Origin of the sequence: Ralstonia sp. Ralssp110 (assembly GCF_047325135.1) — a bacterium.
In the GTDB taxonomy this organism is placed as follows: Bacteria; Pseudomonadota; Gammaproteobacteria; order Burkholderiales; family Burkholderiaceae; genus Ralstonia; species Ralstonia mojiangensis.
The window spans coordinates 1,207,207-1,223,861 of the sequence record NZ_CP168610.1 but is presented as its reverse complement, the minus strand read 5'-3'; the positions used below and the strand labels follow the sequence as shown (position 1 = coordinate 1,223,861).

Here is a 16,655-nt window from a genome sequence, read left to right as displayed (position 1 = left end):
ACTCAGAGTGACGCCCCGCGCGGAAGATTCCCGCCAAGGGCCTGAGTACAATGGCCTTTTGCGTACCGCTACGAGGATGTTACCGATGTTGCGCACCGATACCGCCGTCACGATTTACCGCAAGGACTACTCCGCGCCCGCTTTCCGCATTGACGAAGTGGCCCTGGAGATCGATCTCGTGCCCGAGCGCACCCGCGTCATCAACCGCATGCGCATGACGCGCACGGATGCCGGCAAGCCCCTCGTGCTGGCGGGTGAAGGGCTGGAACTGGCGGGCGCAACCGTTGACGGCAAAGCGCTGTCCGGCCTGCAGGCCTCCGGCGACACGCTCACCATCGATGCCGTGCCGGCCGATGTCGGCACCAGCTTCACGCTGGAACTCACGACGTACTGCAATCCCGCAGCGAACTCCTCGCTGATGGGTCTGTACGTTTCCAATGGCAATTTCTTCACGCAGTGCGAGGCAGAGGGCTTTCGCAAGATCACCTACTTCCTCGACCGCCCGGACGTGATGACGGTCTACACCGTCACGCTGCGCGCATCGAAAGCGGACTACCCGGTGCTGCTGTCCAACGGCAACCTTATGTCGGAGCGCGACCTGCCGGACGGCCGCCACGAAGCGGTGTGGCACGACCCGTTCAAGAAACCGTCGTACCTGTTCGCGCTGGTGGCGGGCAAGCTCGAGTGCATTGAAGAACGCATCCAGTCAGCTTCGGGCAAAGAGAAGCTGCTGCAGGTGTGGGTGGAAGCGCAAGACCTCGGCAAGACCCGCCACGCGATGGATTCGCTCATCCACTCGATCCATTGGGACGAACGCCGCTTCGGCCTGGAACTGGATCTCGACCGCTTCATGATCGTCGCCGTGGGCGACTTCAACATGGGCGCGATGGAGAACAAGGGCCTGAACATCTTCAATACGAAGTACGTGCTGGCCAATGCCGAGACGGCGACCGATGTGGACTTCGCCAACATCGAATCGGTGGTCGGCCACGAATACTTCCACAATTGGACGGGCAACCGCGTCACCTGCCGCGACTGGTTCCAGCTGAGCCTGAAGGAAGGCTTGACGGTGTTCCGCGATCAGGAATTCTCCGCCGATATGGCGGCACAAGCGGCCGCGCAAGCCGGCAATGAAGCCGCCGCTGCCAGCGCCCGCGCCGTCAAGCGCATCGAAGACGTTCGACTGCTGCGCCAGGCGCAGTTTCCGGAAGATGCGGGGCCGATGGCGCACCCGGTGCGGCCCGACAGCTACGAAGAAATCAACAACTTCTACACCGTCACGGTGTACGAAAAAGGCGCGGAAGTCGTGCGCATGTACCAGACGCTGCTCGACCGCGACGGCTTCCGCAAGGGCATGGACCTGTACTTCCAGCGTCACGATGGCCACGCTGTCACCTGCGACGACTTCCGCGCCGCCATGGCCGATGCCAACAGCCGGGACCTCACGCAATTCGGCCGCTGGTATAGCCAGGCCGGCACGCCGGTCGTGGCAGTCGAAGGCCACCACGATGCCGCCACGCATACCTACACGCTCACGCTGCGCCAGCGCTGCGAGCCGGTCGGTATCGAAGTGAACAGCGGCATCCAGAAGCAACCGTTCCACATTCCGTTTGCGATCGGCCTGATCGACAAGAACGGCCGCGACTTGCCGCTGCGTTTGCGCGGTGAAGCCGCATCGCCCTCGCCCGTGACCACGCGCGTGCTGGACTTCACTGAAACCAAGCAGACCTTCGTCTTCGAAGATGTGGCCGAAGCGCCGTTGCCCTCGCTGCTGCGCAATTTCTCGGCGCCGGTCATCGTGGAATACGGCTACACGACCGAGCAGCTCACCTTCCAGCTCGCGCACGATTCCGATCCGTTCAATCGCTGGGAAGCTGGTCAGCGTCTGGCCACCGATACGCTGCTGCGCATGGTGACGGACATCCAGTATGGCCGCACGCCGGTGGTTGATCCGGCGCTGGTTGAAGCCCTGCGTGCCGTGGTCGCCGACACCTCGCTTGATCCGGCCTTCCGCGAGCAGATGCTGATCCTGCCAGCCGAAGGCTATCTGGCCGAGCGCATGGACGTGGCCGATCCAGCTGCCATCCACACGGCCCGCCGCACGCTGCGCCGCACGCTGGCAGAAAAGCTCAACGCAGAGTTGCTGCGCGCCCATCAGGACAACCAGACCGACGGCCCCTACTCGCCCGACGCGGTATCTGCAGGCAAGCGCGCCCTCAAGAACATCGCTCTGGGCTACTTGGTGGAAACCGAAGCCCCCGAAGCACTGGCCCTGGCCGAACAGCAATATGCCCGCGCGACCAACATGACCGACCGCATGGGCGCCCTCTCCGCAATGGTCACCAGCTATGCCCCGGGACGCGAAGCGGCGCTGGCTGATTTCTACACGCGCTTTGCCGACGATGCCCTCGTCATCGACAAGTGGTTCTCACTGCAAGCCATGCAACCGGGCGCCGCCGGTAAACCGACGCTGGCCACCGTGCGCGCGTTGATGGCCCATCCGGCCTTCACGCTGCGCAACCCGAACCGCGCGCGCTCCCTGATCTTCAGCTTCTGCTCGGGCAACCCGGCGCAGTTCCACGCCGCCGATGGTTCGGGCTATGCCTATTGGGCCGAGCAGGTGCTCGCGCTCGACGCCATCAACCCGCAGGTCTCTGCCCGCCTGGCACGCGCGCTGGACCGCTGGCGCAAATACGTACCCACGCTGCGCGACGCCATGCAGGACGCGCTCAAGCGCGTGGCGGCGCATCCGAGCCTCTCGCGCGATGTGCGCGAGATCGTCGGCAAGGCGCTGGCCTGAATGTCACCGCTTGTATCGTAAAATCGCGCCCGTCTCAGGAGAACCCATGAAGCGCATCAACCTCACCCGCTACCTGATCGAAGAGCAGCGCGAGCACAACACCATCCCGGCCGAGCTGCGTCTGCTGCTCGAAGTCGTGGCGCGCGCCTGCAAGGCGATCTCGCACAGCGTCAACAAGGGGGCCCTTGCCGGCGTGCTCGGCTCGGCCGGCACCGGCAACGTGCAAGGCGAAACCCAGCAGAAGCTGGACGTGATCGCCAACGAAGTCCTGCTTGAAGCCAACGAATACGGCGGCAACCTGGCCGCCATGGCCTCGGAAGAAATGGAATCGTTCTATGAGATTCCGCACCGCTATCCGAAGGGCGAATACCTGCTGCTGTTCGATCCGCTCGACGGCTCGTCCAACATCGACGTGAACGTATCGATCGGCACGATCTTCTCGGTGCTGCACATGCCCCAAGCAGGCCAAGCTGTGACCGAAGCCGATTTCATGCAGCCGGGTGCAAAGCAAGTCGCTGCCGGTTACGCCGTGTACGGCCCGCAGACCACGCTGGTGCTGACCGTCGGTAATGGCGTGCACATGTTCACGCTGGACCGTGAAGTCGGCAGCTTCGTCCTCACCAGCCGCGACGTGAAGATTCCGGTCGACACGAAGGAATTCGCCATCAACATGTCGAACATGCGCCACTGGGCCCCGCCCGTGCGCCGCTACATCGACGAGTGCCTGGCCGGCACCGAAGGCCCGCGCGGCAAGGATTTCAACATGCGCTGGATCGCCTCGATGGTGGCCGACGTGCATCGCATCCTCACGCGCGGCGGCGTCTTCATGTACCCGTGGGACAAGCGCGAGCCGGGTAAGGCCGGCAAGCTGCGTCTGATGTACGAAGCCAACCCGATGGCTTTCCTTGTGGAACAAGCTGGCGGCGCAGCCACCAACGGCGAGCAACGCATTCTGGATATCCAGCCCGAACAGCTGCACCAGCGTGTGGCCGTCGTCCTGGGATCGAAGAACGAGGTGGATCGCGTCACGCAATATCACCTCGACGCCAAGAAAACTGCGTAACGACGCCCCGTAAGACTGTTGTTCCAGCGGTTCTTGCAGAGCGACAAAAAGTTCTGTTAGAATCGCTGTTTCCGACGCCGCTGTAGCTCAGTCGGTAGAGCAGCGCATTCGTAATGCGAAGGTCACCAGTTCGATTCCGGTCAGCGGCACCAGGACATCATTCAAAACCCAAGCCAGTGCTTGGGTTTTGTCTTTTTTGGCGTAATTTTGGCGTACTGCGAGTCCACCACAGCGGACATCGACCGCTAGCGCGATAGCCTCCATCAGGCGCGACACGCCTCCCGCCCCCTCCTACCTTCCCGGCCGCCATCGGAAAAAGGTAATCTCAGTAATCCCTCAAATCGTTTCCGCCGCAAACCTTTGTGGCACAAGGCTTTGCAGGTCATCGAGCAAAGGTAATTTCTTGGTAACCTATAGGTAATCTCATTACCTTTGTAGAGAGTTACCTCTCGCCTTGCTCGGATCTATAAGAATCAAGGGCTTACGAGGCGATTACCTTTTCGATTACCCAGCATTACCATGTAGAGGTAACCAGAAAAGCGGTGTTAGATCAAATAGATACGTTGCTTTTGGGGGTGGGATTACGGAAATTACCTTTTTCCGATACCAGATCCAAAACTACGACAACGACCAGGGCATCGGGTGTCGACGAAATCATTCCTCGCGACAGTAGAGTTTGGCGCTCACCATGAGCTTTCCGTTTTGGCCGCTCGCCTCAGTGAGACAACGGGGGTTGCGATGTCGAACGATGAATCCGGCCGATACGACGAGGCTCCGGCCTTCATTGGTGAGCATGGTGAACGCGAATTGACCGTCTTCGGTGTGCCAGAGGGACACACAGCCCATGCCCTCCCACGCTATTGGGACCCAGGCTCGGAAATCGTCATCGGCGAAAAGCATCACGTCTGTTCCGCTGGATGTTCGCCGCTCTCGCTGCACTATTTGCGATCTCCGAATGCCGCTTTGACGTAATCAGCAGCTTTCTCGCTTGTCCGAGTGACATATACAACAACACAACGTCGAACGCATACATTGCTACCAGCGACCACATTGAAAACTGACTGGGATGCGAAGATGTCTGAATCCCACCCATCAAGCCAATGACCGACTGGGCTCCAAACATAACGACGGCAAGGACACCCAACAATAAATACCGATCCGCGGCGGCGGCTGCCATTCGGCTCCGGTGGAGCGCCAAGTCGAAGTCGCGGTCGCTCTTGATGGCTCGCTCCAAAAGAACCGCATAGTACCTAGCCTCTTTCTCCGTTTTGACGAGACGTGAACGCGTATACCGATGGGAGAGCTTACCAAACCCAACTTGGAGCCACGAGCTGGCAAAGTTAATTAAAACGCCAACGAGTACGACGCTTAGCCAAAAGCTGCTTTTCGTGAGGTTTTGAATAAAATCACTCATCCCCAATCCCATTCATTGAAATTTGCTTGCGCGGGGCAGTTTACCGGATGGCGACGATTCTCAATCACACAAAAATTTACGGCGATGGCCCTGCTGCATCAATCATTTTCTTAAAAAACAAGCAATAAAAAAAACCCGCCTAAAGGCGGGTTTTTTGCGGCATGGTTTTAGGCAGCCTTTCGGTGTTCATCTGGCGGCGTTTCCTTTTGCTCGGCCTGTTCTTGCGCAAGCCTTTCTGCGTACTGAATCAGTAGCACCTTCTTTTCACCTTCCGCAAAACGCACCAGTGCTTCACGCATCAGCGGCTGATAGCCCATGTCGTGGATCTTCGCGATGAGCTTGAAGTCATCGATCAACGCCTTGGGGAGGCGAATCGATACAGCTTGCAGGCCAAGCGTCTTGTCGACCGCTTCACGCATTTCTGCGCTTACTGCCTTGGCATGCTGCTCATCGTTGCCCAGCACACCGGCATCCCAAGCTTCCTCGGTACCTGTGATCTTGTGGGCTTTGGTCATGGCGACTCCTTCCTGTGAGGTTTTTGTTACTTTCCGTGCCGATCGTAGATCCCCTGCACTTGGGGGGATGCGTCGTACGCGGACTTCAGCATGATGTTTCCATCGACTGGAACGAATATGATCTTGAGCTTCCGCCCTCGGTCCGTCTCTGCAACAAACCACAGGGTGGGCGGGTCGGTTCGATGATCCTCTCGATCATCGACAAGGTAGGTCCCGCAGAGGTTTAGAAAGCACTGACGAACCTCCAACTCGGTCACGCCGTGCCTGACTTCCAGCTTGTGTTTGATGCTGGGGGTGATAACTAAGTTCAGCATGCCGCCCCTTTTGTATATACGGACCACCCAGGGCAAAGCAAGGCTACATGCCTAAAAAGTAACCAAACTCCCCAAACGGATGACCCGGCAAGTGCTTTTTTATGCACATCTTTGGTGTTCAACAACTTGTTGAACGGATCATACGTATATACACGCGTTCTGGGAAGGATATCCTGCCGAACAAGTAGGGTCGTTGACGAACTCCTGTCGCGCGAACAACACGCCCCTTCTCCCGCGCGTAGAAGACATGGGGGTCCGGTGAAGCACTCACACAGAAGCTTTCTCAGGCCTGCATGCCGGTCTGCAACAGCCATGCGCATAAATGTGCATAGCTCCGCTGCAATTTGCCCCGGGGTCCACGCACCGTCGAATCACCGCTTTGAGGCCTATGCGCGTGCATAAAAACCGCTCGATGAAGCGCGCAGGTGAGGCGGGGTCCCAACGGCGCGCGCCGGGTCGCGGCACCAGCCTCGCCGGCCTCCTCACCGGTCGCATCAGAACCCCACCGGCATGCGCACAGCGCACGTAGCGACCCAATCAACACGGGATGACGCCACGGGCAACCCGTGCGCAAAGAAGCGCTCCAGCGCCCCGCTAGGTGCCTCACTGTCCACGTCTGCATTGTCTACGTTGACTCGTAGGATCGTGCCTCGGATACTGTATATCCATACAGTATTTTGCAATCATGGCAACGCCCTCTCCGTCCCGCTTCATCCACCGCTATCGCTACATGGAAGCGGGGAAAAAGAACTGGAAATCCACTCGCCACCACATGAGCGAGGAAGATGCCGCGAAGTTTTTTGCCCCAGGACCTGGGCGATACCGCGTTGTAGAAAAATGGGAGCCCATCGAGCAGTCCCGGATGGAGATTCCCGGCACGCCGCTAGAGATCGGACCGGGTGTTGGCGGTGGCCGGCGCAAAGAACCGCCTCGGCTCACGGTTGAAGAGATCAAAGAGATCTGGAAGCGCAACCGAACCCCAGACGTGCATCGGCTTGTCTGGGAGATTTGGTATCTACGGCAAGATATTCATTGGGCTCGCTATGTCGCTACAGTGCTTGAGGTGACTGGCATCGAGCGGCCATTCGAATACCGTCTCACGACCCTGCTGCAGTCGCTACGGCAACACCCTTCGCCCAACGCGCCGCCATTGCGATGGTTTCCCGATGAAGAAGCCGCGTTAGAGCGAATTGCGAAGTCTCGCCGCTGATCTATGATGGCCTGAGTCTATGGGAGCCGCCCATGTGCTACTCCGCCCAAATCGAAGCCGACTATCGACGGTTCGTACACGAGTACGGCGCCATCATGTCGCTCGACGACTTCACGCGGATGGTGATGGAGTACTTCGCCAACCCCAAGATGCGCGTGCCGAGGGCGATGACCGTGCACTTCCTCGAATCGCCCGAGACAGAAGAAGAAAAGAAAATCGCCGAGGTCATCCGCGCGCGCATGGCCGCAGACGAAATCGCGCTGCTGCAGGAGCTGGCCAAGCAGACCGAACGGCTCGAGAAAGCCCAGCAGGCCCTCGCCGCCAAGGCCACCAAGAAAGCCGCTGAAGACGTCCGCATTGCCACCAACAAGATCGCGGCGGCCAAGGGCAAGCTCGAAGAACTCAAGAGCACCGAGCTCAAGCCGCGCGACTCGCGCATCTACCCCGGCTGGTACGCGCCCGTGATGGTCATGGAGAACGGCCGACGCGTCGTCAAACCGATGCGCTACCAGTGCCGCCCCGCCGGCAAACCTGCCTTCTACGACGAGCAGTATCCCGGCACCTACAACGCCCGCCGCGACAACCTGCGCGGCTTCTGGAAAGGCCAGTACGGCCACACGCACGGCCTTGTCCTGGTCGACGCGTTCTATGAATACGTTGCCCAGCCAGACGGCACAAACGCCATCGTCGAATTCCGCCCCGACCCGCCGCAGACGCTGCTCGTCGCCTGCGTGTGGTCACACTGGCGCGCGACCAAGCCCGGCGAGAAGGATCTGCTGTCGTTCGCCATCATCACCGACGAACCGCCGCCGGAGATTTCGGAGGCTGGCCACGATCGGTGTCCGGTCCCTATCAAGCCGGAGAACATCGATGCCTGGCTGAATCCGCAACCGCGCAACCTGGATGCGCTGGACGCCATCCTGGACGATAAATTGCAGCCGTTCTACAGCCACCGCAAAACGACATCCATGTGACGCAGGGCTGCCTGCCCCTCAAATCAGATTTCAAATCTTTTCAGCACCCGTGCCCCCCAAAGCTCGCTAGCATGGCGCCGCCCCCACCAGGTGCACCAGGTAAAGCGTAGCAACGGAGGAATCCCGTGCCCTCAGGACAGAAGCCCTTCATCGTCGTGGGCGACAAAACCACCCACGGTGGCACCGTCATTACTGGCGACATGACGTCCACCATGCAGGGCAAGCCCATTGCCCGCTCTGGCGACATGACAGTGTGTCCAAAATGCAAGGGCACCTTCCCCATACTTAAGAGCGACAGCATCGTCGTTGACGGCGGTGGTAACACGTATGCCCGCCACTTGGACAAGACCGCGTGCGGTGCCAACCTGCTCGCCAGTCAGGCGACTGGTACCGCATCCGCGATGGTTTCCGGTACCGGCAGTCCCACCGGCGCACTGGCAGCACAGGCGGCAACAATTGCAGCACCGACAACGTCCGGCGTTTGCCTGTCATGCCTCATTAAAGCCGCCGCAAGTGGTAGCTCCACTGTCGTTCGGAGCTGATCATGGCGCTTGATGTAGCCGAGCGGTTGGCCGACCTGCAGACAGCCTTTCCCGCACTCCGTCTCTACGCGCTGGTCGACGGCATCCAGTACGAGAATCATCGCGGCGAACGATTGGACTACAGCCCCGGCTTTACATCACTGTTCCACGGCACACCGGATGGAGCGCTAGCGCACGCTGGCCCTTGGCTGGTCGACATCGAAGAGGCCGGCGAGGCCATGGCAAACGACCTCGCAGGCTTGGAGCGCGAAGCCCCGTCCGTGACATGGCTGATCACCGAAGCCGACTTGCATGGTCTCGCGCAACTGCTACGGCTCCACCTCGACGTGCGCATACCAGACGGCCGCGTCGCTCTCCTTCGCTTCTGGGATCCGCGCGTGCTTGCCAGCCTGGCCAACGTACTAGACCCAAAGCAGCGCAAAACCTTCTTCGCCCACATCCACGAATGGCATCTGCTGCGCGACGGCCAGCGCGCTCACATCGGGAGAAAGCATGCTGAGGCTTGACGAGCGCCAGTGGCAAGCACTACAGGCCTGCGACGCCAATCAGTTCGTTGCTACGGTGTGCGACCAGTTTCTGGCAAATCGCCCTGAGCTGCTGCAAGAGCCTGGACGCGAAGTGATTCTCGGGCGCATGCAGGCGGCCCATGACTACGCACAGCGCATCGGCTTCACCTCCACGCCCCATATTGTCTGGCTCATGTACATGGCTGCGGATGCACCAACGCTCGTGACTGATCCTGTCATCGAAACCTACCTTCGGAAGCCCGGCGCCACGCCAGAACAGCGACTAGACGATCTGGAGGCCGTGTTGCAAAAGAAACTTGAAGGGGGCCTTTGATGGCAGCTGCAGCCGCACCACTCATTGAAGGAGCGCTCGCGCGCCTACTGGTCGCCCTCGGCATAGGTGTCGTCGCCGACGGTGCGACCAAAGAAGTGCTCAAGCGGAAAGAGGAAGCCGATAACGCCCGCACCGCGCCCATTGCGAAGACCGAAGCACAAACTAAAACCAAGGAAAAGTGCAAAGACTGCACCCCCGACAAAGGGACCTTGGTAACGCGCAACTGGAATATGTCGGATGTGTCGCGCGCCTACCAGGCACGCATCACGGGCTTTGCGCCGTTCACTGAGTGGAACTTTGCGGGCGTTGATTTTGATGGTTTCCAATCCGCGCCGTGCCTGCTGCTAGAAGCCAAGGCAAAGTACGACCAGTTCTTCGATGATTTCGGACCGTTTGAGTGGTGGAAAGGTGACCAGCCCCTCATGGCAGAAGCCACCAAGCAGGCTCTGGTAGCGAAGCCGATGCCGCCAGTTCAGCTACATTGGCACTTTATGGAGCCACTCAGCTACGCCTATTTCACCCGGATTTTTGCCGCCATGCGGCTCACGATCGAAACGCATTACACACCATGAAGCGTCCCTACGAGCTAACCGCTGTCTTTCGTCATCAAGGCTCCCTGGAAGCCATTGCCTTGCTGCAGGAACTGGCTACGTTTTGCCGCGTGCTGGGTGACCAATCGCCCGAGCTGTCCACGTGGTACCTGAAAGGCGAGTCCAGAGAAGAGGCCACACGGTACGAGGTTTTCGACGCCAACGGCCCGACGACAGCCGCAACTGCGGTTGTTACCGAAGAACTCCGGAAAGAAGTGGATCCGCGCATCATCGGCATTTGGAATGGCAAGACCGACGCCAACGGCGCGTCCCTCCAAATCATCGCGCGGCCTGGCCCCGAGACATCGACTGCCATTTTGCGGGTCAAGCCTGGTGCCTTTCCCCAAGCCTACGAGGGCGCTGTAGCAGTCGTGCAAGCGGCAGCTCTGCAATGGCAAGCAAGCGCCATCACGCTGGAATCTGGCGGGTACTTTCCACTGAAGGTGTTCAAAGACCGCCCGGGCGTAGGCTGGATGATCTATTTGCCGAAGACGCTGACGGTGCAGCAAGTGCCCGAAGCCGGCGCCTTGATTCCTGTCATCGACGACAAAAAGCAGATTGGCACCATTGTCGTGAGCGTCACGGATGCGGCGTTCTCGGACGCTGACCCCGAGCACGTGCGCATCGCAAACAAAATCGAGGTCCGCCTGGTCGACCAAGATTTGCTGCCGCGCGTGGCAGACCTTTGAACGTTGTATGCCTCAGGCCTCGGCGAGCAGGTAAGGCTCAAACCTAACCACCTCCTCCCCCACCCACTCATTAATCGCCAACAGCCGATCCTGCAGCGGCTTAACCTCATTCCGCGCGAACACCAGAGCGGCCTTCTCCACATCCCCAAAGCCCCCGGTGTTCGACGGAATGATCCCCATAAGCTGGGGCGGCACCCGGTGCGAAGCGAGCTGGTCATCGCGCGTCACGCTCTTGATGTTCCAGAATTCATCCTTCGCCGCCACCTCTGACACTGGCAGCAACTGAATCCCGTCCTTCTTCCCCTCCGGCGCGTACACAAACAGGTTGCGGAAGTTGCCCGGCCCCTTCGAGTTCTTCAACGCCTCGCGCAGCGCATCCACGTCTTCCATCTTCTGCGCCGCGTCGGTCATGTACAAAATGAATCCCGCATGCGATCCGTTCTTGTAATACCGCCGGCGGAACAGCGTCGCCGACTCGTTCAGCCACGTCGCATTCAGCGACGATAGGTATTCCGGCAACCCATACACCTCCTGATTGATGTCAGGCTCCTGCAGGTGGAACACCGTGCCCCGCGCAAACTGGTGCGGCTCGGCGGCGCCTTGCACGAAGTAATACGTCGACAGATCGACACCCCGCCGCATGTACTTAGCCATCGCTGGCGCCAATCCCATGCTGGAGCCGGCCCAGCTCAATCGGTTCTCCAGATACGCATTCCCAAACACCTGCCAGTCGAGCACAAAACGCTCAAACGCCGCACGCGAGAACAGCGGATGCGGAATGAACGTGCTGACCAGGATGTTGCGCTTCACATAGATCGCCGAGCTGTGGTGCGCAGCGGCACGAAACGACCGCGCCAACCCTTCCCACGGCAGCGGCGGCTCGAACCACTTCTCCATCCGCATGCACTCCAGGTAGTCGAGCAGCTCGCGCCGATCGAGCACCTCCATCGGGTCACCAAACGAAAACGCCTCCGCACTTGGCGCGTGGCTGCTGTGCTGTTTGACGGACATGGCTGCGCCAGCGGCGCGGCGGTTCTTCCTGCGGCTCATGAAAACTCCAGAATGCTTGAATTGGTCGATGTCGCGCCTTCGAGCGGTTCGTGCGAAAGCGCATGCATGCAGGCCCACGCCAGATCGGCGTGGCTGGTGTCCTCCGAGCGCCCCGCCTGATAGGTGACGCGCGCGCCGGAGGCGGTAACGGTTTTCTTGATGGACATGAACGACGCGGCAAAGTCGGTCCAGCCCGCGTCGAACTCCAGCCGACCCTTGCTGATGACGTCGAACGCCTTCAGCACTAGGCTCGTCTTCACCTCTACGGAATACGAGAAGCCGCGCGCATCCGGCCGCGACTTCGTCACGAGCTGGTAGACGGCGTCTCCAACGCCCGTGCGGTCGATGCCGATGAAGGTGACGTTGTAGCGGCCGCAGACGCGCAGGATCGCGCGCGCTTGCTCCTCAAAATCGATGCCCTTGAACTGGTGCTTCTCCAGCACGCGGAACTTGCCGCCCGGCACCGCCGGGGGCGCCAGCACCACAATGGCCGCACTATCGCCGGTCGGCCCGCCGCCGTTGGGGTCATACCCGAGCCACACCTCCCGCGCCCCAAACGGACGCGGTGCAAACGGCCTAAAGTCCGGCCAAAGCTCCCAGCTATCCACCATCCCGCGCATCAGCATCGACAGCGGGAACACAGACGCCGTGTCATCCACGAACTGGCACATCAACAGGTTCGCGTAATCCGGCTCGCTGTACTCCAGGCGCAGTTGGTCCAGGTCGAACAGATTGCAGCCACCGCGCAGCGCATCCTCCACCGTCACGATCTGCCGCCACTGGCCATCGGCACAGCGCAGCCCGTCGCGCAGCGCGGCATGGCTCACATCAATCTTGACCTGGCTGTCCTTCGCCTTGCCCCGGTTGAAGAGCGCACCCGACCAGAACGGATACGCCTCATGTGCCAGACTGGAAGGCGTCGAGAAATACGTCTGCCGCCAGTGCTTGTGGATCGCCATCCCGGAGGCGACCTTGCGCAGCTCCTGGAAGCGCGGCACCCAGAAGTACTCGTCGAAATACAGGTTGCCGTGATAGCTCTGCGCCGTGCGCGCGTTCGTTCCCAGGAAGTACAGCGTTGCCCCGTTCGGCAGCACGATGGGGTCGCCCTTCAGCTCCACGCCGGCCGCGTCCTTCGCAAACTGCACCATGTATTGCTTGAACACGTGCGCCTGCGCCTTGCTGGCCGACAGAAAGATCTGATTCCGCCCCGTCGTCAGCGCATCGATAAACGCCTCGCGCGCGAAGTACCAGGTCGCCCCAATCTGGCGTGACTTCAGGATGTTGCGAATCCGCTCCGCCTCACCCGCGCGGTGCCACACCTCCTGATACCCAAACAGCGAATCGCGGAACGCATCGAGCAACTGCTCCTGCTCCTCCGGGCTGATCGCGTTGCGCTCCGCCTTCTTGCGCGGCCCCGCATTGCGGTTGGCCACCTTCGGGTTGAGGTCCGTCTCGTTGCCGCCATCGCGGTACCGCTCGCGCCGCGCCACGTTGTTGAGCTGCCGGTTCAACAGGTCAATCTCTTTGAAGTCTCGCCCTTCCTTCTGCTCCTTCGCCACCAGGCGCATCAAGCGCTCTTCAATCGTCAGCGCCACGCGCTCATCCGGCGTCGTGTCCGCCCATCCGTCACGGCGCTTCCAGCTATGCACCGTCACCGGCTTCACCTTGAGCATTTCCGCAATGCGCGCAACGCGGTAGCCCTGCCAGTAGAGCGATCTCGCCACGCGGCGCGGGTCCATTTCCGGATCGATTGAGAGAGAAGCGATAGGCGGCAACGTAGTCATGCCGCCACGCTACCGGCCGCGCGCGCGCGTGCCACGCGCTGCCTGTTGTGGCGCGGGTTCGCACAACACCAACGCGTTGCCCGCGCGATGCACGGCGCTGAAGATGACAGCACCAACGAACCACAGACCACCGAGGACAACATGGGCACCAAGGCCACCAAGTTCTTCCGCATCGCCACCGAAGGCGCCACCAGCGACGGCCGCGTCATTGAACGCGCAGACCTGCTCCAGATGGCGAAGAACTACGACCCGAAGGTCTACAGCGCTCGCATCAACATGGAACACATCCGTGGGTACGTACCGGAGGGGCCGTTCAAGGCATACGGCGACGTCATTGCGCTCAAGACTGAAGAAATCGAACTCGGCGGCAAGAAGAAGCTCGCCCTGTTCGCGCAGATCGACCCTACCGACGAACTCATCGCACTCACCAAGGCCCGCCAAAAAATATTTGCGTCGATGGAAGTGCGGCCGAGCTTCGCCGACACCAAAGAGGCCTACCTGGTCGGCCTGGCCGTGACGGACAACCCGGCAAGCCTCGGCTGCGAAGTGCTGCAGTTCAGCGCCACCGCCAAGATCAACCCACTGGCCGCGCGCAAGCAAGACCCCGACAACCTCTTCACCGAAGCCGTGGAAGTCGACCTCGACTTCACACCCGAGCAGCCCAGCGCCACTGCAGGCCTGGCCGACAGCATCAAGCGCCTCTTCTCGCGCCAGGCCAAAGCCGAGACCGGCACCGACGCCCGCTTCTCCGACGTGCAGGACGCCGTCCAGATCATTGCCACGCAGGTGCAGTCGATGGGCGATCAGTTCACCGCAGGCCTCAAGACCATCAACGATCAGTTGGTCGAATTCAAGGCCCAGGCAGATGAGCGCAGCAAGGCCTTCGACACGTTGAAGCACGGCTTGGAAAACACCCCGGCCTTCACCGCGCGCCCGCCCGCGACCGGCGGCGACGGCACCGCCGACATCAAGACCGACTGCTGACCCTGCCACGGCACAACACAGACCCACACCCGGAGCACTCAATGCGCAACGATACCCGCCGCCTCTACGACGCCTACACGGCCGAAATCGCCAAACTGAATGGCGTCAGCCGCGTCGACACCAAGTTCTCGGTCAACCCGAGCATCCAGCAGCGCCTGGAAACGAAGATTCAAGAGTCGAGCCAGTTCCTGTCCAAGGTGAACATCCACGGCGTCTCTGAACAGGAAGGCGAAAAGATCGGCCTGGGTGTGTCCGGCCCAATCGCCAGCACGACAGACACCACCAAGCAAGATCGCGAAACGGCGGACCTGTCGACGTTCGACGCCATCGGCTACCGCTGCGAGCAGACCAACTCGGACACGCACATCACGTACCGAAAGCTCGACGCCTGGGCCAAGTTCTCGGACTTCCAGACGCGCATTCGCGACGCCATCATCAAACGCCAGGCGCTGGACCGCATGGTGATCGGCTTCCACGGCATCAAGCGCGTGCCCACGTCCGACCGCGTGGCCAACCCGCTGCTGGAGGACGTCAACAAAGGCTGGCTGCAGCACATCCGTGAAAGCGCCCCGCAGCGCGTGATGACGCACGACGGCAAGAACGCCGACAGGATCGTGATTGGCGGTAGCGACTCCGCATACGAGAACCTGGATGCGCTGGTCTTCGACATGGCGGGCAACCTCATGGAGCCGTGGTACGCAGAAGACCCGGAGCTGGTTGTCGTGTGCGGCCGCGAGCTGCTGGCCGACAAGTACTTCCCGATCATCAACCAGCCCAACCGGCCGACCGACACGCTGGCGCTGGACATGATCGTGAGCCAGAAACGCATCGGCAACCTACCGGCCGTGCGCGTGCCCTATTTCCCGGCCAACGGCCTGCTGGTGACGCGGCTCGACAACCTCTCCATCTACTACCAGGAAGGCACCCGCCGCCGCACCATCGTCGACAACGCCAAGCGCGACCGCATCGAGAACTACGAGTCGAGCAACGACGCGTATGTCGTGGAAGAGCTCGGCTGCGTCGCAATGGCCGAGAACGTCCACATCACCGGCGCCGCGCCAAAGGTGGGCGAGAAATGACCAGCCCCGCCCGCAATCACTTCCTGCGGGTCTCCGCCGCCCAGGCGGCGCAGGCCGAGCTGGAAGCCAACCCGCTGCGCCACGCCACCGGCTACGAGCTCATGCTCGCGCAGCTCGCCGAGCATAAGCGCCAGCTCAAACAGGTGCAGTCCGTCGAGCGCAAGGCCGAAACCAAGCGCCGCATGCTCCCCGAATACGCGGCGTGGGTGGAAGGCGTCCTGCAGGCCGACAGCGGCACGCAAGACGACATCTTCATGACCGTGCTCGTCTGGCGCATCGACGTGGGCGACTTCGCCGGCGCCCTGCCCCTGGCCGACTACGCCATCCGTCACAAGCTGGCGATGCCCGACCAGTACCAGCGCACCACCGCCTGCCTCATCGCAGAAGAGTTCGCCAACATGGTCCTGAAGGCGCCCGAGGCCATCAAGGCCGAAGACGCCGAAGCGCTGGCGGAGGTAGAGAAGCTCGTAAGCGACCAGGACATGCCCGACGAGGTGCGCGCCAAGTTGCACAAGGCGCTCGGCTACGTCACCGACGCGCTGGCGACCGGGCAAGACCCGGCTACCGCCGCCGCGTGCCGCGAAGAAGCCCTTACGCATCTGCGCCGCGCGCTGGAGCTGCACGACAAATCCGGCGTGAAAAAAGACATCGAGCGCATCGAGCGCGAGATCAAGAACGCAGCCGCTGCCGGCGCCAAAGATCGCACCGGCAAAAGCTGACACCGAGCGTGACCCCGCGCATCAGGCGGCACGGGGCAGTCTTCCGGCGTGCCGCGAAGCCTCGCCCCGTCCACCGCCTCCCAGCCAC

At 61.1% G+C, this 16,655-nt stretch carries 16 protein-coding genes and 1 tRNA gene; 13 read left to right on the top strand and 4 right to left on the bottom strand.

Annotated features, from left to right (window positions below; translation table 11 throughout):
- Positions 1-85 precede the first annotated feature (85 nt).
- From pepN to ACEN9T_RS14525, 3 genes are all read left to right on the top strand, one after another.
- Entirely contained in the window at positions 86-2,800 is a 2,715-nt protein-coding gene (gene pepN, locus ACEN9T_RS14535) for an aminopeptidase N (protein WP_413708094.1), read from the top strand.
- Between the two features lie 46 nt (positions 2,801-2,846).
- On the top strand, positions 2,847-3,863 hold the full coding sequence (locus ACEN9T_RS14530) for a class 1 fructose-bisphosphatase (protein ID WP_092969467.1): 1,017 nt from the start codon (positions 2,847-2,849) through the stop codon (positions 3,861-3,863).
- A 76-nt stretch (positions 3,864-3,939) separates the two neighbouring features.
- A tRNA-Thr gene (locus ACEN9T_RS14525) sits at positions 3,940-4,015 on the top strand.
- A gap of 731 nt (positions 4,016-4,746) precedes the next feature.
- Here ACEN9T_RS14525 and ACEN9T_RS14520 read toward each other — a convergent pair.
- Both ACEN9T_RS14520 and ACEN9T_RS14515 read right to left on the bottom strand, forming a co-directional pair.
- Positions 4,747-5,277: a hypothetical protein gene (locus ACEN9T_RS14520; protein WP_413708093.1), complete on the bottom strand. Its 531-nt coding sequence runs from the start codon at positions 5,275-5,277 to the stop codon at positions 4,747-4,749.
- A gap of 167 nt (positions 5,278-5,444) precedes the next feature.
- Positions 5,445-5,792 carry a hypothetical protein gene (locus ACEN9T_RS14515; RefSeq protein ID WP_413708092.1) on the bottom strand — a complete coding sequence of 116 codons (348 nt, stop codon included), beginning with the start codon at positions 5,790-5,792 and terminating at the stop codon, positions 5,445-5,447.
- A gap of 999 nt (positions 5,793-6,791) precedes the next feature.
- Here ACEN9T_RS14515 and ACEN9T_RS14510 point away from each other — a divergent pair.
- From ACEN9T_RS14510 to ACEN9T_RS14480, 7 genes are all read left to right on the top strand, one after another.
- On the top strand, positions 6,792-7,316 hold the full coding sequence (locus ACEN9T_RS14510; RefSeq protein WP_413708091.1) for a hypothetical protein: 525 nt from the start codon (positions 6,792-6,794) through the stop codon (positions 7,314-7,316).
- Between the two features lie 32 nt (positions 7,317-7,348).
- On the top strand, positions 7,349-8,290 hold the full coding sequence (locus tag ACEN9T_RS14505) for an SOS response-associated peptidase family protein (RefSeq protein WP_413708090.1): 942 nt from the start codon (positions 7,349-7,351) through the stop codon (positions 8,288-8,290).
- Positions 8,291-8,490: 200 nt separating this feature from the next.
- Positions 8,491-8,832, top strand: a complete 342-nt coding sequence (locus ACEN9T_RS14500; protein WP_413708451.1) for a PAAR domain-containing protein — start codon at positions 8,491-8,493, stop codon at positions 8,830-8,832.
- A 2-nt stretch (positions 8,833-8,834) separates the two neighbouring features.
- Positions 8,835-9,338 carry a DUF4123 domain-containing protein gene (locus ACEN9T_RS14495; protein ID WP_413708089.1) on the top strand — a complete coding sequence of 168 codons (504 nt, stop codon included), beginning with the start codon at positions 8,835-8,837 and terminating at the stop codon, positions 9,336-9,338.
- Positions 9,325-9,672, top strand: coding sequence for a hypothetical protein (locus ACEN9T_RS14490; RefSeq protein ID WP_413708088.1), 348 nt, complete (start codon positions 9,325-9,327; stop codon positions 9,670-9,672). The genes ACEN9T_RS14495 and ACEN9T_RS14490 overlap by 14 nt, the downstream gene beginning before the upstream one ends.
- The gene (locus ACEN9T_RS14485) at positions 9,672-10,244 is read left to right on the top strand and encodes a restriction endonuclease fold toxin 5 domain-containing protein (protein WP_260799620.1); all 573 of its coding nucleotides are present in this window, start codon (positions 9,672-9,674) and stop codon (positions 10,242-10,244) included. Before ACEN9T_RS14490 ends, ACEN9T_RS14485 begins: the two co-directional genes overlap by 1 nt.
- Entirely contained in the window at positions 10,241-10,951 is a 711-nt protein-coding gene (locus tag ACEN9T_RS14480; protein WP_413708087.1) for an Imm52 family immunity protein, read from the top strand. Before ACEN9T_RS14485 ends, ACEN9T_RS14480 begins: the two co-directional genes overlap by 4 nt.
- A 12-nt stretch (positions 10,952-10,963) precedes the next feature.
- On the opposite strand, the gene ACEN9T_RS14475 is transcribed toward ACEN9T_RS14480, so the two are convergent.
- Together ACEN9T_RS14475 and ACEN9T_RS14470 are read right to left on the bottom strand one after the other, a co-directional pair.
- On the bottom strand, positions 10,964-12,001 hold the full coding sequence (locus tag ACEN9T_RS14475; protein WP_413708086.1) for a phage portal protein: 1,038 nt from the start codon (positions 11,999-12,001) through the stop codon (positions 10,964-10,966).
- On the bottom strand, positions 11,998-13,785 hold the full coding sequence (locus ACEN9T_RS14470) for a terminase ATPase subunit family protein (RefSeq protein ID WP_413708085.1): 1,788 nt from the start codon (positions 13,783-13,785) through the stop codon (positions 11,998-12,000). Before ACEN9T_RS14470 ends, ACEN9T_RS14475 begins: the two co-directional genes overlap by 4 nt.
- Positions 13,786-13,872: 87 nt before the next feature.
- Here ACEN9T_RS14470 and ACEN9T_RS14465 point away from each other — a divergent pair, with 87 nt between their 5' ends.
- From ACEN9T_RS14465 to ACEN9T_RS14455, 3 genes are read left to right on the top strand one after another with little or no spacing between them, the layout of a single operon-like run.
- Positions 13,873-14,769, top strand: a complete 897-nt coding sequence (locus tag ACEN9T_RS14465; protein ID WP_413708084.1) for a GPO family capsid scaffolding protein — start codon at positions 13,873-13,875, stop codon at positions 14,767-14,769.
- A 41-nt stretch (positions 14,770-14,810) separates the two neighbouring features.
- A complete protein-coding gene (locus tag ACEN9T_RS14460) occupies positions 14,811-15,848 on the top strand; it encodes a phage major capsid protein, P2 family (RefSeq protein ID WP_413708083.1) in 1,038 nt (345 codons plus the stop codon).
- The gene (locus tag ACEN9T_RS14455; protein WP_413708082.1) at positions 15,845-16,567 is read left to right on the top strand and encodes a terminase endonuclease subunit; all 723 of its coding nucleotides are present in this window, start codon (positions 15,845-15,847) and stop codon (positions 16,565-16,567) included. The genes ACEN9T_RS14460 and ACEN9T_RS14455 overlap by 4 nt, the downstream gene beginning before the upstream one ends.
- The last annotated feature ends 88 nt before the right edge of the window (positions 16,568-16,655 follow it).